The following is a 23,430-nucleotide window of genomic DNA, read 5'->3' on the forward strand; positions in this document are numbered from 1 at the left end:
GAAAAAGCCGGTTTCGACCGGCTTTTTTGTTGTCCGAACATATAGTTTCCGGAAAACCACATGGCCCTTGCCATGTGCGGGCGATGGTCTACCTTTCGGCTGGGAACGAAAAACAATTATGAGGAGAATGCCATGCGGGTAATCGGTGCAACAGCAACAAGGGCGGCCTGCATGGCCGTGGCACTCTTGTTCGCCGGCACACCCGCAAGCGCCGAAGACGAATGGCTCACCAGTTCGTCCCTGATCGAGCCCGAAGGCCAGACAGGTGACTTTGAGCGATACGACTATGTGAACCCGGACGCCCCCAAGGGCGGCACGCTCAATTCCGTGGCGCTGGGCACGTTTGACAGTTTCAACCCGTTCATCGTGCGCGGCACGCAGGCTGCCGGACTGAACTATTTCGGCGGGCTGCTCTGGGACACGCTCATGCAGCAGTCGCTGACCGAGCCGAGCACCAGCTATCCGCTGATCGCCGAGGCGTTCAAGCATCCCGAAGACAATTCATCCGCAACCTACCGCATCGATCCGCGCGCGCGCTGGCATGACGGCGAGCCGATCACCGCAGAAGATGTGGTCTGGACGCTGAACATGCTCAAAAAGCACAGCCCGCAGCACACCCGCTATTTCTCCAGCGTGGTGGAGGCCGTGGCCCTTTCCGAGCGCGAGGTGGAGTTCCGCTTCGACCAGAAGGGCAACAAGGAGCTGCCGCACATCATGGGCGACCTGCCGGTTCTGCCCAAGCACTGGTGGGAAGGCACGGACGCCGACGGCAAGAAGCGCAATTTCACCCAGCCGACCCTGGAAAAGCCGCTGGGCAGCGGGCCATACCAGATCGAGAGCTTCAAACCGGGCTCGGAAGTCGTCTGGAAACGCGTGGAAGATTACTGGGCCGCCGACCTGCCGGTGAATGTCGGGCGCTACAATATGGATCGCCGCCGATACACCTATATTCAGGACGAGAACGCCGCCTGGCTGGCCTTCACCAAGGGCGGGCTGCAGGACATCCGCATAGAAAACCGCTCCCGGCGGTGGGCGACCGAATACAATTTCCCGGCCTTCAAGGATGGCGATGTCATCAAGCGCGAATTCCCGACGGGCGGTGCGGAACCGATGCAGGGCTTCGTGCTCAACACCCGGCGTCCGAAATTCCAGGATCGGCGCATTCGCGAGGCGCTGACGCTCGCCTTCAACTTCGAAGACATGAACCGCACGCTGTTCTTCGACAGCTACACCCGCACCGACAGCTATTTCGAAGGTTCGGAACTGGCGGCGACCGGCCTGCCGGAAGGGCGCGAACTGGAAATCCTCGAAGAGTTCAAGGACAAGCTGCCGGCAGAACTCTTCACCGAGGAATTCAGGCTCCCGGTCTACGACAATCCGCAGGCCGAGCGCACCTATCTGCGTGAAGCCATCAAACTCTTCTCCGAGGCTGGCTGGAGCATCAAGGGCGGCAAGATGACGAACAATGGCACCGGCCAGCAGTTCACCATCGAGTTCCTCGGCAACAGCCCCACCGACGAGATCACCACCGGTCCCTACATGGCCGCGTTGCGCAAGATCGGCATCGACGTGTCGCTGCGCATCATCGATCCCTCGCAATATGTGAACCGCATCCGCAATTTCGACTTCGACGCCGTGGCGAGCATTTTCGTCAACTCGCTTTCGCCGGGCAATGAACAGCGCGAATACTGGGGCGCCAAGGCCGCCGACATTCCCGGTTCGCGTAATCTGGCGGGTGTGAAGGATCCGACCGTTGATGCGCTGGTCGAGAAGATCATCTACGCGCAGGACCGCGAGGAGCTGGTTGCGGCCAGCCGCGCGCTCGACCGCGTGCTCCTGTGGAACTACTACTGGGTGCCGCAGTGGCATGCGCCCTATATTCGCATCGCCTACTGGAACAAGTTCGGCATTCCGGAGAAACAGCCGGAATATACCGGTGTGGATCTGGAATCCTGGTGGATCGATCCCAAGCTTGAAGAGGCGCTGGCCGCCAAGTATCGGAGCCAGAATTGAGCCGCCCTGCGGCCCGACAGTGCGGCGCATCGCGCCGCACTTTTCTGGCCCTTGCCGGGGCAGCGGTGGCTGCCCCCCTTCTGCCGCACGACGTATTTGCCAGCGTCGAGACCGGCAAGCCGCTTCATGGCCTGTCGGCCTTTGGCGACCTCAAATACGCCCCCGGCTTCAGCCATTTCGACTACGCCAGTCCGGATGCCCCGAAGGGCGGAACGTTCAATTTCCAGCCCGGCTACTGGTACTACAATCAGAACGTTTTGACCTTCAACACGCTGAACGCTTTCGTGCGCACGGGCGACGCCCCGCCGCGCATGGAGATGTGCTTCGCCTCGCTGATGACGCGCGCCTATGACGAGCCGGACGCGATCTACGGCTTTCTCGCCGAAAGCGTGACGCTTTCCGAAGACCGGAATGGCTTCACCTTTGCGCTGCGGCCGGAAGCGCGCTTTCATGACGGTTCGCCGATCACCGCCGAGGACGTCGCGTTCACCTACACGCTGCTCAAGGAGAAGGGGCACCCCCAGCTTCTGCTGCCGCTCGCCGAGTTGACCGAAGCGCGGGCGGATGGGCCGCACAGCGTGCACCTGCGGTTTTCCGGCCAGCAGTCGCGCCGCAACATCCTGACCGTCGCCACCTTCCCCATTTTCTCAAAGGCCTTTGTCGAGGAGAATGGCTTCGACAGTTCCCGCATCGTGCCGCTGCTCGGCTCGGGGCCCTACAGGGTGGGGAATTTCTCCGCCGGGCGTTTTGTTGAATACAAGCGGGTGGAGGACTACTGGGCGCGTGATCTGGGGCCGCTCAAGGGTTTCAACCATTTCGACACGGTCCGCATCGATTTCTATCGCGACCGCAATGCCGGTTTCGAAGCCTTCAAGAAGGGCGACGTCAACTGGCGACAGGAATTCACCTCCCGCATCTGGGCGACGGGCTATGATTTTCCGGCCATGCGCGAAGGGCGCGTTCTGAAGACGGAGATTCCCGGCGAGAAGCGCGGGCAGCTTTATGGCCTGGTGCTGAACCAGCGGCGTGAGCAGTTTCGCGATGTGCGGGTGCGCGAGGCCATCAGCCTGTGTTTCGACTTCGAATGGACCAACCGCAACCTCTTCTACGACGCCTATACGCGTTCGCATTCCTTCTTCGAGCGAGCGCCCTTCATGGCCGAGGGCGCACCTTCACCGGAAGAAGAGGCGCTTCTTGCCCGCTTCCGTGGCGAAGCGCCGGAGGCGGCCTTTGGCGAAGCGGTGATGCAGCCCGTTTCGGACGGATCGGGCCGCGACCGCAACAATCTGCGGCGCGCCCGGCAGCTTTTGACAGAGGCCGGCTGGACGCCGCGCGATGGCGTTCTCCACAACGAAAGAGGCACCCGTCTCACGCTTGAATATCTGGTGCGGGACGAGATCTTTCTGCGGCAGGATGCGAGCTTCGGCGAGAATCTGCGCGCCATCGGCATTGACGCTTCGACGCGGCTTGTCGACGCATCGCAATATCAAAGCCGGCAGAGCGCCTTCGATTTCGACATGATCTCCGCGGCGATCGGCATGGACGCCACCCCCGACGAGGAAGGGCTGGAACAGCTTTTCCATTCGCGAACGGCGGGTCTGGAAGGCTCCTACAACTTTGCCGGCATCACCGACCCGGTGGTCGACGAACTGATCGAGATCGCCGGCAAGGCCGAGAACCGTGACGATCTGACCGTAACGCTAAAGGTGCTGGACAGGGTCTTGCGCGCGCGGCGCGACTGGATTCCAAATTGGCACCTGACGAATCACCGTGTGGCCCACTGGGACATGTTCGGCTACAGCGACAACAAGCCGGACTACTTCTTCCCTGCGGAGGCTCTGTGGTGGTTCGATAAAGAAAAGGCGAAAGCGATTGGCAAGGCGTAAGGACGGCGTGGCAAAACTCCCAGCACTCCTGAACACGAAGAAAGCAGCAGACTGATGGGCGCGTATATTCTCCGTCGCCTGTTGCTGATGATCCCGACCCTGCTCGGCATCATGGCCATCTCCTTCATTGTCGTGCAGTTCGCGCCGGGCGGCCCGGTGGAACAGGTCATCGCGCAGATCACCGGTCAGGCCGGGGGCGCCGATGCGCGCATCTCCGGCGGTGGCGGCGATTTCGGCAATCAGGGCTTTGACGGCAGTTCGGTCGAAAGCAGCGGCGCGACCTCGAAATATCGCGGCGCACAGGGCCTCGACCCGGAATTCATCGCCTCGCTCGAAAAGCAGTTCGGCTTCGACAAGCCGCCGCTCGAGCGCTTTGGCCTGATGATCTGGAACTATGCCCGCTTCGACTTCGGCGAGAGCTATTTCCGCGACATCTCCGTGATCGACCTTATCCTTGAAAAGATGCCGGTCTCCATCTCTCTGGGGCTATGGATCACGCTGATCTCCTACGGCATTTCCATTCCGCTCGGCATCCGCAAGGCGGTGAAGGACGGCTCGCCCTTCGACGTGTGGACCAGCGGCGTGGTGATTGTCGCCTACGCCATTCCCGGCTTTCTGTTCGCCATCCTGCTGATGGTGCTGTTTGCCGGTGGCTCCTTCTTCGACTGGTTCCCGCTGCGCGGCCTGACCTCCGACAATTGGGAAAGCCTTTCCTGGCCGGCGCGCATTCTCGACTATTTCTGGCACCTTGCCCTGCCACTCACGGCCATGGTGCTGTCGGCCTTCGCCACGACGACGCTTCTCACCAAGAACTCGTTCCTTGACGAAATCCGGAAGCAATACGTGACCACCGCGCGCTCCAAGGGGCTTTCGGAACGGCAGGTGCTTTACGGGCATGTGTTCCGCAACGCCATGCTGATCATCATCGCCGGTTTTCCGGGCGCGTTCATCTCGGCCTTCTTCACCGGCTCGCTTCTGATCGAGAGCATCTTCTCGCTGGACGGGCTTGGCCTGCTCGGTTTCCGCTCGGTCATTGACCGCGATTACCCGGTGGTGTTCGCCAACCTCTACATCTTCTCGCTCATGGGCCTTCTCATCAGCCTGATTTCCGACGTGACCTACACGCTGATCGATCCGCGCATCGACTTCGAGCGGAGGGATGTGTGATGTCGGACGTGCAGGTGCAAAGCGAGGTGGCGACAGCGCGCCGCCCGCAGTCCCGGCCTTGGCTTTCGCCGATCAACAAGCGCCGCTGGCAGAATTTCTGCGCCAACCGGCGTGGCTACTGGTCGCTGTGGATCTTCCTGATCCTCTTCGTGCTGTCGCTGTTTGCGGAATTTCTCGCCAACGACAAGCCGATCCTCGCCTATTACAAGGGCGAGGTGCTCTACCCGGTTCTGGTCGATTATCCCGAGGAGAAGTTCGGCGGTTTCCTCGCCGTGACGGACTATCGCGATCCGATCATCTCCGAGGAGATCGATGCGAATGGCTGGATGGTCTGGCCGCCGATCCGCTACTCCTATCGCACGGTGAACAACGAGATTCCCGAGGCGGCTCCGGCCAAACCCTCCTGGATGTACACGAAGGAAGTGCGCTGCGAGCGGTATCCGCTGGGCGTGGATGACCCCGCCTGCACACCCGGAAACTGGAACTGGCTCGGCACCGACGATCAGGCGCGCGACGTGCTTGCGCGGGTGATCTACGGTTTCCGCATCTCGGTTCTGTTCGGTCTCATCCTGACCGCCGCCTCGGCGCTCATCGGCGTCAGCGCCGGTGCGATCCAGGGTTATTTCGGCGGCTGGACGGACCTTCTGTTCCAGCGCTTCATCGAGATCTGGTCGTCCATTCCGGTTCTCTACCTGATCCTGATCATCGCCGCCGTGCTGCCGCCGGGATTCTTCATCCTGCTCGGCATCATGCTTCTGTTTTCCTGGGTGGCCTTCGTCGGCGTGGTGCGCGCCGAGTTCCTGCGCGCGCGCAATTTCGAATATGTCAGTGCGGCCCGCGCGCTCGGCGTTTCCAACCGCACGATCATCTTCCGGCATCTTCTGCCGAACGCCATGGTCGCCACGCTCACCTTCCTGCCCTTCATCCTGAACGGTTCGATCACAACCTTGACTTCGCTCGACTTCCTCGGCTTCGGCCTGCCGCCGGGCTCCCCCTCGCTGGGTGAGCTGCTGCGTCAGGGCCAGCGCAATCTGAACGCCCCGTGGCTCGGCATTGCCGGCTTCCTGAGCCTCTCCATCATGCTGTCGCTGCTGATCTTTATCGGCGAAGCGGTGCGCGACGCCTTCGACCCGCGGAAGACGTTCAAATGAGCGAGCAGCCTCTTCTTTCGATCCGCGACCTCTCCGTTTCCTTCACGCAAGGGGCGCAGGAGACGCTTGCCGTCGACCATATCTCGTTCGATATCGGGCGCGGCGAGACCGTTGCGCTGGTGGGCGAATCCGGCTCGGGCAAATCGGTCTCGGCGCTGTCCGTGCTGCGGCTCCTGCCCTACCCGGCTGCCAGCCACCCTTCCGGCCAGATTTTCTACAATGGCGTCGACATTCTGGCCGCCGACGAGGCGACGCAGCGCAAGGTGCGCGGCAACGAGATCTCCATGATCTTTCAGGAGCCGATGACCTCGCTCAACCCGCTGCACACGATCGAGCGGCAGATCGGCGAGACGCTGAAGCTCCATCGTGGCATGGGCGACAAGGCCGCGCGCGACCGCACGCTTGAGCTTCTCACCCAGGTCGGCATCCGCGATCCTGAAAAGCGGCTCGATTCCTTCCCGCATCAGCTTTCCGGCGGCCAGCGCCAGCGCGTGATGATCGCCATGGCGCTCGCCAACGAGCCCGACCTCCTGATCGCCGACGAACCGACCACCGCGCTCGACGTGACGGTGCAGGCGCAGATCCTCGAGCTTCTGGCCGACCTGCGGCGCAAGAAGTCCATGTCGATGCTGTTCATCACCCATGATCTCGGCATCGTGCGAAAGGTGGCCGACCGCGTCTGCGTGATGACCGACGGCAAGATCGTGGAAAGCGGGCCGACGGAGCAGATCTTCACCAACCCGCAGCACGAATACACGCGCCATCTCATCGCCGCCGAGCCCAAGGGCCGCCCGCCAAAGGCCGATCCGAACGCGGAAACGGTGATGCAGGGCGACGACATCAAGGTCTGGTTCCCGGTGAAAAAGGGGCTCATGCGCCGCACGGTCGATTACATCAAGGGCGTCGACGGGGTCGACGTCACGGTGCGCGCCGGCCAGACGCTTGGCGTGGTGGGCGAGTCCGGTTCCGGCAAGACGACACTCGGTCTTGCGCTTGCCCGCATGATCGCCTCGAAGGGCGAAATCCGCTTCGACGGACAGGAAATCGACAGGCTGAGCTTCCGCCAGATGCGCCCGCACCGGCATGCGCTGCAGGTGGTCTTCCAGGACCCCTATGGCTCGCTCAGCCCGCGCATGTCTGTCGCTGAAATCATTCAGGAAGGCCTGCGCATCCACCAGCCCGGCCTTTCGGCGGAAGAGCGTGACGCGATGGTCGTCGACGTCTTGAAGGAAGTGGACCTCGATCCCGAATCCCGCTTCCGTTATCCGCATGAATTCTCCGGCGGCCAGCGCCAGCGCATCGCCATCGCCCGCGCCATGGTTCTGAAGCCGCGCTTCGTGATGCTGGACGAGCCCACCTCCGCGCTCGACATGAGCGTTCAGGCGCAGGTGGTCGATCTCCTGCGCGATTTGCAGAAGCGGCATAATCTGGCCTATCTCTTTATCAGTCACGACCTGAAAGTGGTGCGCGCGCTCGCCAATGAGGTGATCGTCATGCGCGCCGGCAAGGTGGTGGAGGCCGGTCCGGCGGAGCAGATTTTCGATGCCCCGCAGACCGACTACACACGCGCGCTGATCGCAGCCGCGTTCAACATCGAAGCCACGCCCGGAGGCGTGGTCAGCGAATAAATCCAAGGGGCACGCCATGAGCACACCGCAGCGCGGTCGCGTCTTACTGTCTGTTACCGGCTTCAATCCGCAGCGCTGGTATGATCTTCTTTCGCAGGAGCGGGACGTCGTTCTCGAACCCGACGGCGCGGAGGATCCGTCCATCGACTATGCGGTGGTCTGGAAACAGCAGCCCGGTGTGCTCGCCAAACTGCCGAACCTGAAGGTGATCTTCTCCATCGGCGCAGGCGTGGACCACATTTTCAATGACGATCAGGTGCCGGATGTGCCGATCGTTCGCGTGGTGGCGGAAAACCTCACCCAGTATATGTGCGAATATGTGAACTGGCGGGTGCTCGATCATCACCGCCAGGGCGCGCTCTATCGCACGCAGCAGACGAAGAAGGTCTGGCACGAGCCGCGCCAACCGCCCGCCAACGAAGTTTCGGTCGGCATTATGGGGCTTGGCCAGCTTGGCACGCGCGCCGCCGAGGCGCTTCTGGCGCTCGGCTTCTCGGTGAATGGCTGGAGCCGCACGCCCAAGGAGATCGACGGCATCGCCTCCTATCATGGCGAGGATGGCCTCACGCCTTTCCTGAACGCCACCGACATTCTGGTCGTGCTTCTGCCGCTCACGCCTGCGACCGATGGCATCGTGAATTACGGGCTGCTGTCACGCCTGCGCCAGGATGGGCCGCTCGGCGGCCCCTGCCTTATCAACGCCGGTCGCGGCAAACTCCAGCGTGAAGCCGACATTCTGCGCGCGCTGGAAGACGGTGTGCTGAAGGAAGCAAGCCTCGACGTCTTCGAGAGCGAGCCCCTCGCATCAGAAAGTCCTCTCTGGGAGCATCCGCGCGTCTTTGTAACACCGCATGCTGCGGCCACATCCGACCCGGCCCATCTCGCGCCGCCAATGCTGCGTCAGATGGATGCTTTCGAACGCGGCGAGCCGCTTGAAAACCTCGTCGACCGAAAGGCCGGTTACTGAGGCGCTTCCGCTTTTCGTTGAATAGCAGAAACGCTTCAATTCGTTCTTTTGCGTAAATCCGGGTGCCGACTTCGAAGCCCACTTCTCCCCGCAAGCGGGGAGAAGGTGAGGATGAGGGGCGAGCGCCAACGTCTCCGATTCCACAATACGGCGGATTTTCATGCGCCGCATCAGCCCCTCATCCCCCTGACGGCTTCCTTCTCCCCGCGCGCGGGGAGAAGGAAGCCGTCATCAGGCCAGAGTGCTTCGGCTTTTCCTGGAGTTGCTAATCCGCCGATACACCCGGCCGGCGGTAGTGGGTTGGCCGGCCATAAAGACGCTCGATCCGCTCGATGGCGTCTTGCAGCGGTTCGCGCGCGACGGTCATGGTGTTGCCATTGGCGTGCAGCATCATCTCGTGATCCAGCATGATCGCGACATGCCCTTTCCAGAACACGAGATCGCCGCGCCGAAGGCCATTCTCGCCGGGCTCGATCAGAACGCCGATGCTCTCGGCCTGCATGTCGGTATCGCGCAGCACCGTCTGCCCGGTCATGCGCATGGATGTCTGCACCAGCCCCGAACAGTCAATACCGAAGCCGCTCGTGCCGCCCCAGAGATAAGGCGTGTGCAGGAAGCTCTCCGCGACCGAGACGTAATCGTCCTGATGATCGTCGATCGCCCGCAGATGGCCCGCGAACATCGCCCCGCCCGTGGAAAGGACCGCATAGCGCGTGCCGCGGTTCTCGACCATCCCGGCAACTTTCACTCCCGCGCCAAGGCTATGGGCGGCGACAGCCGGTTTTTTCAGTTCCGGCTCGGGATAGACGAAACTGCGCTGCGCGGTCACGCGGTGCGTGGGCGCTGCCGCATCCGTGGCAAGCGACGTGGCGTCCACATAGCCCACATAGCCGTCATGGTCGGCCTGCACCCAGGCCCAGCCTTCGCGCTGCTCGAAAACACGCACCGTGTCTCCGTAGAGGAACTGGGTGTCGATGCCGGCATCGGCATGCGGTGCGCTGTGCACGTCGATGACAGGCGCGCTGACACGCGCAGGCGTGCCGGCGGTGAAACGCTCCGCTTCCACCGTGCCCTCAAGGCGGGCATCGGCAAGGTCCGCCCGGTGGGCGTGAAGGCGGCGGTCGAGTGTCGTCATAGGGGGAGCTCCGCAGCTTTGGCCACCACCACATCGCCGAACCGCTCCACGAACAGCGCGCCTTCGACGGTGCGCTTGATCAGGACATTGCGGCGGTCGCTCGGGTCGCGGTGGCGTGAAACGAGTTTCAGTGCGCCCATCGTATCGAGGGCGCGGGTGATGACCGGTTTCGAGACATCCAGTTTTTCGGCCAGCCCCCGCACGGTGTGCGGCGGTGGGTCCAGATAGATCGTCAGCAGGATCGCAAGCTGGCGCTCGGTGAGGTCAGGCTCCTTGCCCTGCACCTCGGTGAGGCTGACCTGCTGCCACAGACGCAGCGCCTGGCTTGGCCTCAGCTGGACGGACATATCAGGACCTGCCTTCATGACGGCTTCCGGGCCGGCCACCGGGCCGGCGCGCTTTCGCGATGAAACAAAACCGTTTCGGTTCCGTTTCATTCTTGCCGCGAAAGGCGCGCCGAGGCAAGCGCTCCATGCGCTCGCGCCGCTGAACCTGATCTACCTGCCGTAGCGGCCCGCCAGAACGCGTTCGATGGCGCGAATGCCCTGCGCCTCGCCGCCGATGGCCGAATAGGGCTTGTCGGACGGGTTCCAGCCGTAAATGTCGAAATGCGCCCAGCTCTTCGCCTTCTCCACGAAGCGCCCCAAAAACAGGCCGGCAATGGGCGAGCCCGCAAAACCGTCGAGCGAGACATTGTTCATGTCTGCGATTTTGGAATCGAGACGCGGCATGTATGGCTTCCACAGCGGCATGCGCCAGAGCGGATCAGACACCGCTTCAGAGGCTTCGGCCAGCGCACCGGCCAGCGCCTCGTCATCGGTGTAGAACGGCGGCACATCCGGCCCGAGCGCCACGCGCGCGGCGCCCGTCAGCGTTGCCATGTCGATCAGGAGTTCCGGCTCTTCCTCATCGGCCAGCGTCAGCGCATCGGCCAGCACCAGCCGGCCCTCGGCATCGGTGTTGCCGACTTCGATGGTGAGGCCCTTGCGGCTCGTCAGCACATCACCCGGGCGAAAGGCATTGCCCGCCACGGCGTTTTCCACCGCCGGGATGAGCACGCGCAGGCGGATGTCGAGTTTCGACGCCATGATCATCGAGGCGAGCCCCAGAACATTGGCCGCGCCGCCCATGTCTTTCTTCATGAGCAGCATGCCGGCGGCGGGCTTGAGGTCGAGACCACCCGTATCAAAGCACACGCCCTTGCCAACGAGCGTGACCTTCGGCGCATCGTCCCGCCCCCAGCGCATGTCGAGCAAGCGCGGCGCGGCTTCGGCAGCGCGGCCAACCGCATGGATCATCGGCAGGTTTTTCTTGAGGAGGTCGTCGCCGGCGACAACGGTCATCGCCGCGCCGTGCTGGTCGGCCAGCGTGCGCATTGCCGCTTCCAGCGCGTCGGGGTCCATGTCGCCTGCCGGCGTGTTGATCAGATCGCGCGCGAGGAAGCTGCCGTCGGCAAGACGCTGGACGCGCTCGGCATCCACGCCTTCCGGCAGCGCGAAACGAAGCGCGTTGCGCGGCTTCTTGCCATAGCGCGTGAAGGTGTAGGAGCCGAGCATCAGGCCAAGTGCCGCGAGCTCGGGCTCGGCCGGCTTGCCCGCGAAATGCCAGTCGCCTTCCGGCAGGTGACGCGCCAGCGCACCGGCAGCAAGCGGGTTTGCGGCGTCAAGCTTGCCAAGGCCGAAGAACGCGCCGGCCAGCGCGCCGTTCTCACCCGGGATCGACAAAACCTTGCCCGCAGCGCCTGTGAAACCGTTCGATCTGGCCCAGGCGATTGCCGCTTCGGGCGCGCCGGACCTGTCGAGGCCATCCGTCTCAACCGCATAGACCGGCAGCGATGAAGCCTCTTTCGAACTCAGGAGCGTGACGGGCATTTCTTGTCTCCACGTTTACGTTTCATGAAGCGTTTTAACGCTCCGTTAGGGTTAACAGAATATTGCTCTCTGATGAGAGTTGGCCGGAGGGCGGCCGAAGCCAATCGGAGGGCGCGCGCAGATGTTTACCGAACAGCGCACGAATGCAACCGCAAACAGGATAACCATGACGGCCCTGGCGCTCGTTATGGCAACGGCGATCGCCGGCTGCGCCAGCAAGGACCGGATGACCACCGGGTCTGTCAGCCGAAGCACGCCAGGTGCTGCGACCAATGTGGCCAGCATGACCGAACCGCAGTTGCGCAGCGCCGCAGACTCGCTGGGCCGCGCCTACACCAAGAACACCAAGGACAAAGCGACCGCCCTGCGCTACGCGTCGGTTCTGCAAATGACCGGCCGCGCCGATCAGTCGCTTGCCGTGATGCGCAAGCTCGCCATCGACCATCCGCAGGATCGCCAGGTGCTGGCAGCCTATGGCAAGGCGCTGGCTGCCGCCGGCGAATTACAGCCGGCGCTCGACGCCGTACGCCGCGCCCAGACACCGGAATATCCGGACTGGCGTCTCCAGTCTGCCGAGGGTGCGATTCTCGACCAGCTCGGCCAGAAGGACGCCGCACGCGCCCTCTACACCCGGGCGCTTAACCTGCAGCCGAACGAGCCGTCCATCCTTTCCAATATGGGCATGTCCTATCTCTTGGAAGGCAATCTCAAATCCGCCGAGCACTACATGCGTCAGGCGGCGCAGAGCCCCGGCGCAGACAGCCGCGTGCGCCAGAATCTGGCGCTGGTGGTCGGCCTTCAGGGCCGGTTCGGCGAGGCCGAGCAGCTTGCCCGGCAGGAGCTTTCGCCCGATCAGGCAGAGGCCAATGTGGCCTATCTGCGCGCCATGCTTTCGCAGCAGAATGCCTGGAGTCAGCTTTCCGACAAGAAGAAAAAGCGCAACTGACCCAGCCGCGCACCGCACACGAAAAAAGGCCGCTTGATGCGGCCTTTATTTTTGAGCGCTTTGAAGGCAGGCACCCTAGAACAGCCCCTGCTGTTTGATCTGGATGCCTGCCGGTCCGAGAATGACGGCGAACAGCACGGGGATGAAGAAGAGGATCATCGGAACGGTGAGCTTCGGCGGCAGCGCGGCCGCTTTCTTCTCCGCCTCGTTCATGCGCATTTCGCGGCTTTCGTCCGCCAGAACCCGGAGCGCATGGCTGACGGGCGTGCCATAGCGTTCCGCCTGGATCAGGGCCTGTGTGACGCTCTTGACGGTTTCGAGCCCGGTGCGCGCGGCGAAATTCTCATAGGCCTGCCGGCGCTCCTGCAGGAACGACAGTTCGGCAGTGGTGAGCACCAGCTCCTCGGCCAGCGCGACCGACTGCGCGCCGATCTCGTCCGAGACCCTGCGGAACGCAGCCTCGGTGGACATGCCCGACTCAACGCAGATCAGCATCAGGTCCAGCGCGTCGGGCCATGCGAGCTGGATCGACTTTTTGCGCTTGGTCGCCAGATTGCTGACATAGAGCACGGGTGCATAGAAGCCGGCATAGGCGGCGATGAGGCAGACGAACAGTTTCACGAAGAAGGGCTGTTCCGGAAGCGCTCCCATGCCGAAAACGTAGATGCCTGCCAGCGCCAGCGTGGCGAAAGGCAGCGTAGCACGGAAAAACAGGAACTTGGTAAGCGGGTTCTGTCCGCGGAAACCGGCCGTGCGAAGCTTGGCCATGGTGGTCTCGTCGGCAAGCGCGCGGCGCAGATCGAGCTTGTCGACGATGGCCCGCATGCCCACGGACTGCTTTTCGCGCAGGCCCCGGCGGCGCTGGTCAGCTTCAGCCGCGAGACGGGCGCGCTGGCGGGCGCGCAGTTCCTCGCGCTCCAGCGCCACATTCTTCATGCGCGATTTGAGCGGGTCCCCGCCAAAGGCAGGCAAAAGGGTGAACACGGTCGCAAAAACCGCGACCGCGACCAGTATCGCGATCAGGAAACTCGGATCGATGATACTTCCAATGGCGTCTGCGGGCATTGCCTAAACCTCGAAATTGATCATGTTCCGCATCACGATAATGCCGATTGTCATCCAGAGCCCCGAGAAGCCGAGGATCAGGTGCCCGGTGCTCGTCGTGAAGAGCGGGGTGATGTAGGTCGGGCTTGTGAGATAGACCAGGAACGCAACGACAAACGGCAGGGCGCCGATGATCACTGCGGATGCCTTGGCTTCCATGGAAAGCGCCTGCACCTTTGCTTTCATCTTCTTTCGATTGCGCAACACCCGCGAAAGGTTGGCCAGCGCTTCGGAAAGATTGCCGCCCGCCTGAGCCTGAATCTGGATCACGATGCCGAAGAAATTTGCTTCAGGGCAGGGCATGGTCTCCCCCATGCGCAGGCAGGCTTCAGGGGTTGAGATGCCCATCTGCTGGGCCTCAACGATGCGCCGGAACTCCGTGCGGACAGGCTCCTGCGATTCACTGGCGATCAGGCGAATACCGTCATTGATGGGCAGACCGGATTTGACCGCACGCACGATCACATCGAGCGCGTTCGGGAACTCGTTGAGGAAGGCTTTCACGCGGCTGCGCCGCTTGAAGGCGACGAACCAGCGCGGAAACCCGAGCACGCCCACGATCAGAATGCCAGGCAGGACCAGAAGCGGCACGCCGAGGATGAAGGCAATGAGCGTGAGAACCACGCCACTGACGCCCGAAACGACATGAAAGCGCTCCGGCGTGATCTCCATGCCGGCCTGTTTCAGCTGCATTTTCAGCGGCGGCTTGCGAACCTTGCTGTCGCGCTTCTTCTGCCGGTCGTCGAGTTCCTTGAGCGAATCCTGAATGGATTTGCGCCGCTTCGCCACTTCGGCGACGCGATCCCGCGATGCCTTGATCGCGGACTGGTCGGTCTGCGCCTTCTTGACCGTTTCAAGCCGGCGGTCGACCTTCTTTTCGCTGGCGATGTTGTTGAACATCAGCGCATAGGCCACCGCCCCGGCGCTGCAACCGGCCAGCAGAATGAAGGCGATCATGGTTATGTCCAGGCCGAACATCGCCTACCCCCTGTCGCCTGAGAAATCGGAAGCTGCGGTCATGTCAGCCAGTCTTCCTTTCCATGCCCTCCAGCGCCGTCGCGAGGCGCTGCTCCTCACCGTAATAGCGGGCGCGATCCCAGAAGTGCGGGCGGGCGATGCCGGTCGAGACATGATCGCCGATGATCTTGCCGTTCGCGTCCTCGCCCTTCATGTCGTAGAGCATCAGGTCCTGCGTGATGATCACATCGCCTTCCATGCCGATCACCTCGGTGATGTGCGTGATGCGGCGCGAACCATCGCGCAGGCGGCTCGCCTGAATGATCACGTCCACCGAACCGACGACGATCTCGCGCACGGTGCGCTGCGGCAGCGTGAAACCGCCCATGGCGACCATGGATTCGATACGGTTCAAACACTCGCGTGGATTGTTGGCGTGAATGGTTCCCATGGAACCGTCGTGACCGGTGTTCATTGCCTGCAAAAGGTCGAACACCTCCGATCCGCGCACCTCGCCGACGATGATGCGTTCGGGACGCATGCGCAGACAGTTGCGCACCAGGTCACGCATCGTCACCTCGCCCTCGCCTTCCAGATTTGGCGGGCGGGTTTCAAGCCGGACCACATGCGGCTGCTGGAGCTGAAGCTCTGCGGAGTCCTCACAGGTGATGATGCGCTCATCGGCGTCGATGAAATTCGTCAGGCAGTTGAGCAGCGTCGTCTTGCCCGAACCCGTGCCGCCTGAAATCAGGATGTTGCAGCGGACGCGGCCAATGATCTTGAGGAGTTCGGCGCCTTCCGGCGAAATCGCGCCGAAACGGACCAGCTGATCGAGCGTCAGCTTGTCCTTCTTGAACTTGCGGATGGTGAGCGATGCGCCATCAATGGCCAGCGGCGGCGCGATGACGTTGACACGCGAACCGTCCGGCAGACGCGCGTCACAGATCGGGCTCGACTCATCCACACGGCGGCCGACCTGGCTCACAATGCGCTGACAGATGTTGAGAAGCTGCTGGTTGTCGCGGAAGCGCACGCCGGTCTGCTCGACCTTGCCGTTCACTTCGATGTACACGCTCTCCGCGCCATTCACCATGATGTCGGCGATGTCGTCGCGGGCGAGAAGCGGTTCCAGCGGGCCGTAACCGAGTACATCGTTACAGATATCCTCAAGCAGTTCTTCCTGCTCGGAAATCGACATCGCGAAATTCTTGATCGCAATGATGTCGTTGACGATGTCGCGGATTTCCTCACGCGCACTGTCCGGATCGAGATTGGCGAGCTGCGAGAGGTCAATGGTCTCGATCAGCGCCGAGAAAACCTGGCTCTTCGTGTCGTAATAGGCTTCGCTGCGCGTGCGTGTCGACGAGGCCGGCTTTGCCGATGAAGGTTTCTCGGTCCGGGCAGGCTCCTGACGCGGCCTGGCCGTGGCGGCGGATGGCGGAAGATCGGGTTTGGAGGCCCGTGGTGCTTCCGGGCGCTCCGGCGTCATGACAGCCGCATCACCCGAAACGGGTTTCGGGATCTCAATATGCGGCGTTGCAGAATGCGGGACGCCGGCCCCTCTCTTTCCGAACATCTGACGCTACCAATCCGTATCAGCTTTTGCGTTTCAGCCGTTCCAGAATGCTGGACAGGCCGCTCTTTTTCTGCGGCTTCACCTCGCGACGGCCGGTCAGCACATGGGCCAGCTCGTTGATCGTTTCCACGATCGGGCTCTTGGCATCCATCTCGCCGAGCATGCGCCCGTTATTGGCCGCATTGCCGAACAGCTGCGGCTCGAACATGATCGTCGCCGCCGGCGTCACGCCGAGCGGTTCGGCGAAATCTTCCAGCGAGATTTCCGGACGTTTGGGGATGCCCGCCTGATTGAGCAGCAGCACCGGCGGCTTGTCGTTCGGCCGCAACTGCTTCAGCGTGTCGATCAGGTTTTTCGTGTTGCGCAGATTGGCCAGATCCGGCGTCGCCGTGATGACCACCTCATCGGCCTGCGCAAGCGTCGTTCTCGTCCAGCCATTCCAGACGTGAGGCACATCCAGGATCAGAACCGGCGCGGTGCGCTGCGTGGTGTCGATGATCTGGGCAAATGCCTCCGGGTCGAAATCATAGACCCGGTCGAGTGTCGAGGGTGCTGCCAGAAGCGAGAGACGCTCGGCGCACTGCGACAGAAGGCGGTCGAGATAGACCTCGTCGATCCGTTCTGGCGAGAACACGGCTTCGGCGATGCCCTGCGGCGGGTCCTGATCGAAATTGATGTTGGCCGTGCCGAAAGGCAGATCCAGGTCGGCCACCACAACCTCGTTCTCGAACAGGTTGGAAATGGCCCAGGCCACATTGTGCGCGATGGTGGACGAGCCGACGCCGCCCTTGGCTCCGACAAACGCAATGGAATGGCCGAGAGGCTCGGCCGTCGGATCGACAAAGATGTTGGCGATGACGCTCACAATGTCGGCCATCGAGATCGGTGCGACCACATATTCCGAGATGCCGGCGCGCATCAGCTCACGATAGAGCCACACATCATTGTAGTGCCCGACAATGATGACCTTGGTGCTCGGGTCGCAGACTTCGGCAAGCTGCTCCAGCGAGACGAGCATCTCGCGCGGCTCGGCGGAAGATTCCACGATCACCAGGTTCGGCGTTGCCGCCGTCTGGTAGAACTCCACCGCAGTGGCAACGCCGCCCATGTGGACCTTGAGGTGCGTTTTCGCCATGCGGCGATCCTCACCGGCCCGCTCGATCGGATTGGACACGCTCTCGGTGTCGCAAAACGCCTGGATCGAGATCCTGGGGATCGGGCGAAGGGACTGCAGATTGGGATCGGGCGCATTCGCAGTGAATGCCTCGTGATCCGTTTCATAGGCCAGATTGCTCATTTTATGCCTCTTGCCCCCGCCTAGTACTGGACTTCTCGGTTGCCGCGGAATTCCTTGGAAACCTTGCCGGCTTCGTAACTGCTTTCCGAACCACGATACTTGTCGATCACTCCCATCCGGTTTTCCGCATCGATGGGCGTCTGCTGACGCGGACCGAGGAAATCGTTGGGATTAGCCACCTGCGCGGCGAGATTGTTCTGATAGGAACAGCCGAAATTCGCGTAATGCTTGTTATCCGTGGTGTCGAGAATGTCTTCTGGCCACCGGCCACACTGGTTGGTGGAAGCCCTGATCGCGGGATAGGACACGCGGATCGGCGGCGCAGTATCTGCCGATGGCGCCCGGTAGGAAACGACCGCAATGTTCTCGGGCGGCACGCCATGTTTCTGCAGCTGCCGCGTAATCTGGGAAGCGATGTTGGACGCCCCGCGCTCATTGACGGAGCCGGTCGGAACCAGCACCGTGACCGTGCCGCCGGACCGCCGGTCATAACCGCTCATGAAGCCGGCGAGCGTGCCGGCCTGACCACGCGTCATGCTTTTGGCCGAGACGGCGACCGGCAGGTCGATCTTCTGATCCTTCTCGGAGATCACGATCGGGTGGTTGGTGCGGTAGTCATCCGGAATGGAGCCCACAATCACCGAGTCCCGCTTCGCGGCACAGCCAGCCAGCAGGGCGGCAGCGCCGATGAGGAGGACAGCACCGGTCGTTTTAAGCCGTGCGGTATTTCCAGTCTCATGTTTCATCATGACCACCCCCGACATGACCTTCTCCCCGCTCACTTGTAGATGTAGCCGACAACGCCGTGATAGCGGCCATTGGGCAGATCGGTTTTCATGGTTCCGTAGACGCGGTTCACCCGCCCCAGGAACATGCCCGCGCCATCGCTGGCCGGCGTGAAATTGTCATCCGGCTTGGCAAGCGCGGTGCGCGCCGTGGGCTTCGACAGATAAGGCGTGACGATGATCACCAGTTCGGTCTCGTTGCGCACGAAGTCGCGGCTCCGGAACAGTGCGCCAAGCACCGGCACTTTTGAGAGGCCTGGCACACCGGTGAACGCCTGACGCACATCGTCCTGCACCAGGCCGGCAATCATCATCGAACCGCCCGACGGTAACTCGACAGTGGTGTCGGCCAGTCGCTTGCGGATGGAAATGATGTTCGTTCCCTTCGACCGGATGCCCTGAGAAAGCGCAACCGAGCCCTGTGTGGTGGGTTCGGAAACCTGTGTCCTGATTTTCAGGCTGATCCGGCCGGCAGAGAGAACCGTCGGCAGGAACTCAAGGCCGATACCGTATTCGACTTTCTGAATGTCATACGTCGTCTCGCCTGTCTTGTTCTCATCTGAAACTGCGGAACTCACACCCTTGACGAGATTGAACTCGCCGCCGACCCGGAACGTCGCCTTCTCGCCGGACACGGCCGTCAGCGCCGGTTCGGCCAGTGTCTTCATGACACCTGCCTGTTCCATCGCGTTGACATAAGCGTCAATCAGCGAGCCGCCGACAGAGAAGCCACTGTGCGACAGCGACTTGCCCAGACCGGCGAAATTGTCACTGATCGCTCCCCAGGTGATGCCGTCGACGTTGCCGGAGCCGATCATGTTCACGCCGAGCTGCTTCATGACGGAGCGGCTGACCTCGGCGACCGTCACCTTGAGCGTGACCTGGTCCTCGCCGATGATCTGCAGCATGTTGACGATGCGGCTTTGCTGACGCTGTTTGTCCGGGTTGTTGATGGCGACACCGCCACCATCGGTCGGCGCGGCGGCGCTCTGTGAATACTGACCTGTTGTCGCTTCACCGCCGGTCACGAAGATCTGCGCCAGCTGTGCGGCGCGCGATGCATCAAGTGGCGTCTCGACCGTTCCGGTCAGCACCACATTGTCGTTGATGAGTTCGACATCGATGTCGGAGTTCGGGATGAAGCGTTTCAGATAGTCTTCCAGACCCGCGACATCGCGCTCGACCGCAACGTCGAGGCTGGCGATCTGCTCGCCATTCGCTCCGAAGACGAAGATGTTCGTTTCGCCCACCTGCTTGCCGAACAGATAGATCCGGCGTGCAGTGCGGGTGACGGCGTCTGCAACGGACGGATTGGCGACGAGAATGTCATAGGCGTCGCTTGGCAGGTCCAGCACCAGCGACTTGTTGAGGCCGAGCTTAATGCGCTGGGTGGCGCTGCTGCTCCTCGTCTTGACCGTGTTCTGCGCCGCATATGCCTCGCTCGCGGGCATGGCGATCTGCAGGGACAGCGCTGCTGCGCAGCCCAGAAGAACACGTGCGGTCAGTCGTGATGTTGTGCCCATAATCCGCCCCGTTTTTTTAACGCCCGTATTTTTCACGGAAGTTCCCCTGCTGGCGCGCCTGATCATTTACGGGTCCCCACTTCGCTCACTTCACCCGACTTGATAAGGCGGACGCTGTTGCCACGGCCCCGACCGGACACGAGGTAAGCGCCGCTGGCGTCCGCCTCTTCGCCGGTGTCGGTAATTGCCCTCAGCGAAAGCGTAAGGCGGTCGGCCATCTGCTGCGCCACGGTGATGATTTCGGCCTGCTCCGGCGTGAGCTCCAGCGTGGCGGTCTCACCGACCTTCACGCGGCGGCCTTCCTCATCTTCCTGAATGGTCTGGTCGATGGCGAGGATCTTGATGTTCTTGAGGATGGTCTCGGTGATGAAGCCATTGGCCGAATCTTTGTCCTCGGCCCTTCGGGTCATGATGACGTCAACGAAATCATTGGGCAGAATGAAGCCACCGGCCGACGTGTCGGCTGCGATCTGCGTGGCGACGGCGCGCTTTCCCGATGGCAGAATCGCCGACATGAAGCTCATGCCCTCGCCGATCAGCTTGGAACGCCGCAACGGCTCGCCCGTATAGAGGTTCACGCGGGCGATGGAGTTGCGCAGTTCCTCCAGAGCCTCGGGGCTCTGGTCACGAACGATCATGTTTGCGTTGATGTTTTCTCTGGGCCAGGCCTGCCAGTTCAGCCCGCTGCCCAGTTCCGAGCCCATGGGAACGTCCTGGCCGATGACCAGCACATCGACGAGATCGACCGTCGGTTCCGGCACGCTGGCCTGCACGGCCGGCTGCTGCGGTTGCGGCGCAGTCAGGTTTTTGGCCACATATCCGGCGCCGAGAGCAGCCAGTACGGCCACACCCAAAATGACGATCCGGGATTTGCTCATGACTTCCGCCCCTCGTGCTCGGACTTACCTTGCGTGAAGCGGAGAATGGGCTTCCAATCGTCAAATTATGGTTAACGTGAAGCTTACAGACGTTATTAATTTAGTGTTGACCGGTCATCGGATGCCGCTTCGCTCCCCAAAAAAATACCCCGGTGAAACACCAGGGTATCTGCCGATCCGTCAAAGCCGTGGGGCGAAGGACTAACCGCCTGCCAGTCGGGCAACGGCCCATTGCATGATCGGTGTTTCCGGATAGGAGACCAGCCCCGCAATCCCGAGCGCGATGCCATAGGGAATGCCTGCCTTGCCATTGGCCAGATGCTGCAGAAGCGCATTGCCTCCGGCAAAATGGGCCAGGGGGGAATTCCTGAAATAGACAAGCGCCAGCGTCAGGACGCCGCCGAAGATCGCCGCGAAGACAAGATACTGGACGAGCGCCACACTCAGCCCAAACCATACGGCGGTGGCCGCCATGAGCTTCGCATCCCCGCCCCCCATGCCGCCAACCGCGAACAGAACGAATGTGACGCTCAGCACCAGCGCACCAGCGGCCATGTGAAGACCGATCTGCGCCCAGTCCATGCCGGTGAAAGGCGCGATGACGGCAAAGGCCGCCAGAAGGATCAGCGAAACACGATTGGCGATGGTCATGGAGAGAATGTCCGAGACCGCCGCAAACACCATGCAGAATGGAAATATGACGAAAATTGCCGCTTCAAGCATATGACCTTGCCCCGATTTTTGAACATTCTGTGCGAGCGGGCTTAAGACTTGGTGAAATGCGTAGCGAAACAGACTGCGACACCGCTCCAGAAACAAAAAACCGCCTCCCTTGCGAGAGGCGGTTTCATTTGGGAGACTATCTCCCGAAAGCGTCAGTTGGCGGCCGGTACAGCATTGTCGAGCTGCGTGCTGATATCGCCAAAGATACCCGAGATGCTCGTGCCAAGGCTACCAGCAGCCGTGATGATGCCCACAGCGATCAGAGCGGCAAGCAGACCGTATTCGATTGCGGTTGCGCCGGACTCGTCCTTCAGGAAACGTGCAAACAGATTAGCCATTTTGTAAAACTCCTCTTCCGCGTTTTTGTTCAGCAAGACCGTCAACGTTTTTTCGTGTGTTGATCGGATGTGCAGAACATACGAAGGAGCTCTTTCAACCAGCTTAAGAAACACCCTTACCAAAACCTTGCCGCCCCAAAGCGCCCTCAATGGTTAACAGTTGTATAATCACACATACGCAACCCAGAGCCGTTTTGTGACATTATATATATACCCGCACGGGGCGGCTCTCTGCGACCGGTTCTGCAACCACGGGGCGGCGTACTTAACCCTTGGTTCACCAATATGGTTCATGGTCTCTTCAGCTTGACTTGGGGAGCAGGGCGATGCGCCACGCATTTTCGAAATCCGGAATGGCCTTGAAATCGGTCGCACTGCTTGCGGGACTGGTCGCGATGCCAGCCACAACCCTCGCAGACACATCCTCCATCGAAGTGGTGATGAACCAGGCGAAGATCGTGAAGCTGGCCCGCCCTGCCGACACGATCGTCATCGGCAACCCGGAAATTGCGGACGCCGCCGTGCAGGACGCCACCACGATCGTTCTCACCGGCAAGGGCTTCGGCGTGACCAACCTCGTCGTGCTCGACATTGACGGGCAACCCGTCGTTGACGAGCAGGTGGTGGTCAGCCGGCAGACCGTGGATTCGGTTCGCATCTATCGCCGCGCCAATGTGCAGACGCTGTCCTGCACGCCCTATTGCGAGAGCGCCTACAAGACCGAGGCCGAACGCCTTTCCGAAGCCGAGCTGAACTCCAGCCAGTAGCACCTCCCCGCTTTTCGAAAAGCGGCAGGCGCATGGTTTACAAAACCTGAAACCTTGCGCTTCAATTCGACTGGTCGTCAAAACCGGAATGCAACCTGAACGCGCTAATGTTCGTCCCGTTGGGTTTTCACCTCAGGGGCCGGAAATGGGCGAACGGAAAAAGCAGAACGGTATCGGAGCGCGTCTGGGACGCCGCGTCTTACGGCGCTTCATCAAGAACGACGAAGGCGCGACGGCCATCGAGTTCGCCTTTCTCGGCATACCCTTCTTCTTTCTGATCTTCGTGATCCTGGAATCCAGCATCGCCTTTGCAGCGCAGCAATTGCTGACCAACGCAACTGATGACGTAGCGCGGCTTTTCCGGACAGGACAGGAGCAGCGTGCAACGCTCGACGAGACCAAGCTCCGCCAGCTGATCTGCGATCGCATCTCCATCCTCATGTCGAACACCTGTCCCGGCCTTGAAGTCGATCTTCGCCAGTTCGACACATTCGAGGACGCCGCCAAATCCGCACTCGGTTTCAGTGCCGACGGCTCCTACGACACCGATGTCGATCTGGGACCGGCACTCTCCAAAAACATGCTGCGCGTCTTCTACCACTGGCCCGTGGTGACCAACATTCTGGCCGAGCGGCTGCCGGACGGGAAGATGCTGCTCTACTCGACCAGCACCTGGCAGAACGAGCCATTCTGATGCAGTCGAAACTCTGGCAGAGGC

General features: G+C 61.7%; 21 protein-coding genes. 9 read left to right on the top strand and 12 right to left on the bottom strand.

Translation table 11 applies throughout. The features are described from left to right. Positions 1 to 132: 132 nt before the first annotated feature. From JYP46_RS16855 to JYP46_RS16880, 6 genes are read left to right on the top strand one after another with little or no spacing between them, the layout of a single operon-like run. A complete protein-coding gene (locus JYP46_RS16855) occupies positions 133 to 2,013 on the top strand; it encodes an extracellular solute-binding protein (protein ID WP_206548766.1) in 1,881 nt (626 codons plus the stop codon). Next, entirely contained in the window at positions 2,010 to 3,899 is a 1,890-nt protein-coding gene (locus tag JYP46_RS16860) for an extracellular solute-binding protein (RefSeq protein WP_206548767.1), read from the top strand. Before JYP46_RS16855 ends, JYP46_RS16860 begins: the two co-directional genes overlap by 4 nt. Positions 3,900 to 3,953: 54 nt before the next feature. Further along, the gene (locus JYP46_RS16865) at positions 3,954 to 5,066 is read left to right on the top strand and encodes a microcin C ABC transporter permease YejB (RefSeq protein WP_113153856.1); all 1,113 of its coding nucleotides are present in this window, start codon (positions 3,954 to 3,956) and stop codon (positions 5,064 to 5,066) included. Further along, positions 5,066 to 6,217, top strand: coding sequence for an ABC transporter permease (locus JYP46_RS16870; RefSeq protein WP_113153855.1), 1,152 nt, complete (start codon positions 5,066 to 5,068; stop codon positions 6,215 to 6,217). The genes JYP46_RS16865 and JYP46_RS16870 overlap by 1 nt, the downstream gene beginning before the upstream one ends. Further along, positions 6,214 to 7,845: an ABC transporter ATP-binding protein gene (locus JYP46_RS16875; RefSeq protein WP_206544386.1), complete on the top strand. Its 1,632-nt coding sequence runs from the start codon at positions 6,214 to 6,216 to the stop codon at positions 7,843 to 7,845. The genes JYP46_RS16870 and JYP46_RS16875 overlap by 4 nt, the downstream gene beginning before the upstream one ends. A 16-nt stretch (positions 7,846 to 7,861) precedes the next feature. Then, the gene (locus JYP46_RS16880; RefSeq protein ID WP_206548768.1) at positions 7,862 to 8,812 is read left to right on the top strand and encodes a 2-hydroxyacid dehydrogenase; all 951 of its coding nucleotides are present in this window, start codon (positions 7,862 to 7,864) and stop codon (positions 8,810 to 8,812) included. Between the two features lie 265 nt (positions 8,813 to 9,077). Here JYP46_RS16880 and JYP46_RS16885 read toward each other — a convergent pair whose 3' ends face one another. The 3 genes from JYP46_RS16885 to JYP46_RS16895 form a co-directional block, all read right to left on the bottom strand. Further along, positions 9,078 to 9,947: a C40 family peptidase gene (locus JYP46_RS16885; protein WP_206548769.1), complete on the bottom strand. Its 870-nt coding sequence runs from the start codon at positions 9,945 to 9,947 to the stop codon at positions 9,078 to 9,080. Continuing rightward, complete coding sequence (locus JYP46_RS16890; RefSeq protein WP_206544778.1) at positions 9,944 to 10,294, bottom strand: MarR family winged helix-turn-helix transcriptional regulator; 351 nt, start codon at positions 10,292 to 10,294, stop codon at positions 9,944 to 9,946. The genes JYP46_RS16885 and JYP46_RS16890 overlap by 4 nt, the downstream gene beginning before the upstream one ends. A 150-nt stretch (positions 10,295 to 10,444) precedes the next feature. Then, positions 10,445 to 11,818 (bottom strand): leucyl aminopeptidase family protein, encoded by a 1,374-nt coding sequence (locus tag JYP46_RS16895; protein ID WP_206548770.1) that lies wholly within the window; start codon positions 11,816 to 11,818, stop codon positions 10,445 to 10,447. A gap of 121 nt (positions 11,819 to 11,939) precedes the next feature. On the opposite strand from JYP46_RS16895, the gene JYP46_RS16900 reads away from it, so the two are divergent. Beyond that, positions 11,940 to 12,764: a tetratricopeptide repeat protein gene (locus tag JYP46_RS16900; protein ID WP_206544382.1), complete on the top strand. Its 825-nt coding sequence runs from the start codon at positions 11,940 to 11,942 to the stop codon at positions 12,762 to 12,764. Between the two features lie 75 nt (positions 12,765 to 12,839). Here JYP46_RS16900 and JYP46_RS16905 read toward each other — a convergent pair whose 3' ends face one another. The 9 genes from JYP46_RS16905 to JYP46_RS16945 all read right to left on the bottom strand — a co-directional run bounded on the left by JYP46_RS16905 (position 12,840) and on the right by JYP46_RS16945 (position 21,945). Then, positions 12,840 to 13,829 carry a type II secretion system F family protein gene (locus JYP46_RS16905; RefSeq protein ID WP_206544381.1) on the bottom strand — a complete coding sequence of 330 codons (990 nt, stop codon included), beginning with the start codon at positions 13,827 to 13,829 and terminating at the stop codon, positions 12,840 to 12,842. Between the two features lie 3 nt (positions 13,830 to 13,832). Further along, entirely contained in the window at positions 13,833 to 14,846 is a 1,014-nt protein-coding gene (locus tag JYP46_RS16910) for a type II secretion system F family protein (protein WP_206544380.1), read from the bottom strand. A gap of 43 nt (positions 14,847 to 14,889) precedes the next feature. Then, positions 14,890 to 16,314: a TadA family conjugal transfer-associated ATPase gene (locus JYP46_RS16915; RefSeq protein WP_222474219.1), complete on the bottom strand. Its 1,425-nt coding sequence runs from the start codon at positions 16,312 to 16,314 to the stop codon at positions 14,890 to 14,892. 106 nt (positions 16,315 to 16,420) lie between these two features. Continuing rightward, positions 16,421 to 17,698, bottom strand: a complete 1,278-nt coding sequence (locus tag JYP46_RS16920; protein ID WP_206548771.1) for a CpaE/TadZ family protein — start codon at positions 17,696 to 17,698, stop codon at positions 16,421 to 16,423. 20 nt (positions 17,699 to 17,718) lie between these two features. Beyond that, positions 17,719 to 18,462: a CpaD family pilus assembly protein gene (locus JYP46_RS16925; RefSeq protein ID WP_206544377.1), complete on the bottom strand. Its 744-nt coding sequence runs from the start codon at positions 18,460 to 18,462 to the stop codon at positions 17,719 to 17,721. A 14-nt stretch (positions 18,463 to 18,476) separates the two neighbouring features. Next, entirely contained in the window at positions 18,477 to 20,006 is a 1,530-nt protein-coding gene (locus JYP46_RS16930) for a type II and III secretion system protein family protein (protein WP_206548772.1), read from the bottom strand. A 62-nt stretch (positions 20,007 to 20,068) separates the two neighbouring features. Further along, positions 20,069 to 20,884: a Flp pilus assembly protein CpaB gene (gene cpaB / locus JYP46_RS16935; protein WP_206548773.1), complete on the bottom strand. Its 816-nt coding sequence runs from the start codon at positions 20,882 to 20,884 to the stop codon at positions 20,069 to 20,071. A 201-nt stretch (positions 20,885 to 21,085) separates the two neighbouring features. Continuing rightward, positions 21,086 to 21,607 (bottom strand): A24 family peptidase, encoded by a 522-nt coding sequence (locus JYP46_RS16940; protein WP_206548774.1) that lies wholly within the window; start codon positions 21,605 to 21,607, stop codon positions 21,086 to 21,088. 152 nt (positions 21,608 to 21,759) lie between these two features. Further along, positions 21,760 to 21,945 carry a Flp family type IVb pilin gene (locus JYP46_RS16945; RefSeq protein ID WP_206544777.1) on the bottom strand — a complete coding sequence of 62 codons (186 nt, stop codon included), beginning with the start codon at positions 21,943 to 21,945 and terminating at the stop codon, positions 21,760 to 21,762. 353 nt (positions 21,946 to 22,298) lie between these two features. Here JYP46_RS16945 and JYP46_RS16950 point away from each other — a divergent pair, with 353 nt between their 5' ends. Beyond that, positions 22,299 to 22,712, top strand: a complete 414-nt coding sequence (locus JYP46_RS16950; RefSeq protein ID WP_222474203.1) for a pilus assembly protein N-terminal domain-containing protein — start codon at positions 22,299 to 22,301, stop codon at positions 22,710 to 22,712. Between the two features lie 145 nt (positions 22,713 to 22,857). Next, the gene (locus tag JYP46_RS16955; RefSeq protein ID WP_206544372.1) at positions 22,858 to 23,406 is read left to right on the top strand and encodes a TadE/TadG family type IV pilus assembly protein; all 549 of its coding nucleotides are present in this window, start codon (positions 22,858 to 22,860) and stop codon (positions 23,404 to 23,406) included. Positions 23,407 to 23,430 lie beyond the last annotated feature (24 nt).

This window comes from Nitratireductor aquimarinus (assembly GCF_017255295.1).
GTDB lineage: Bacteria > Pseudomonadota > Alphaproteobacteria > Rhizobiales > Rhizobiaceae > Nitratireductor > Nitratireductor aquimarinus.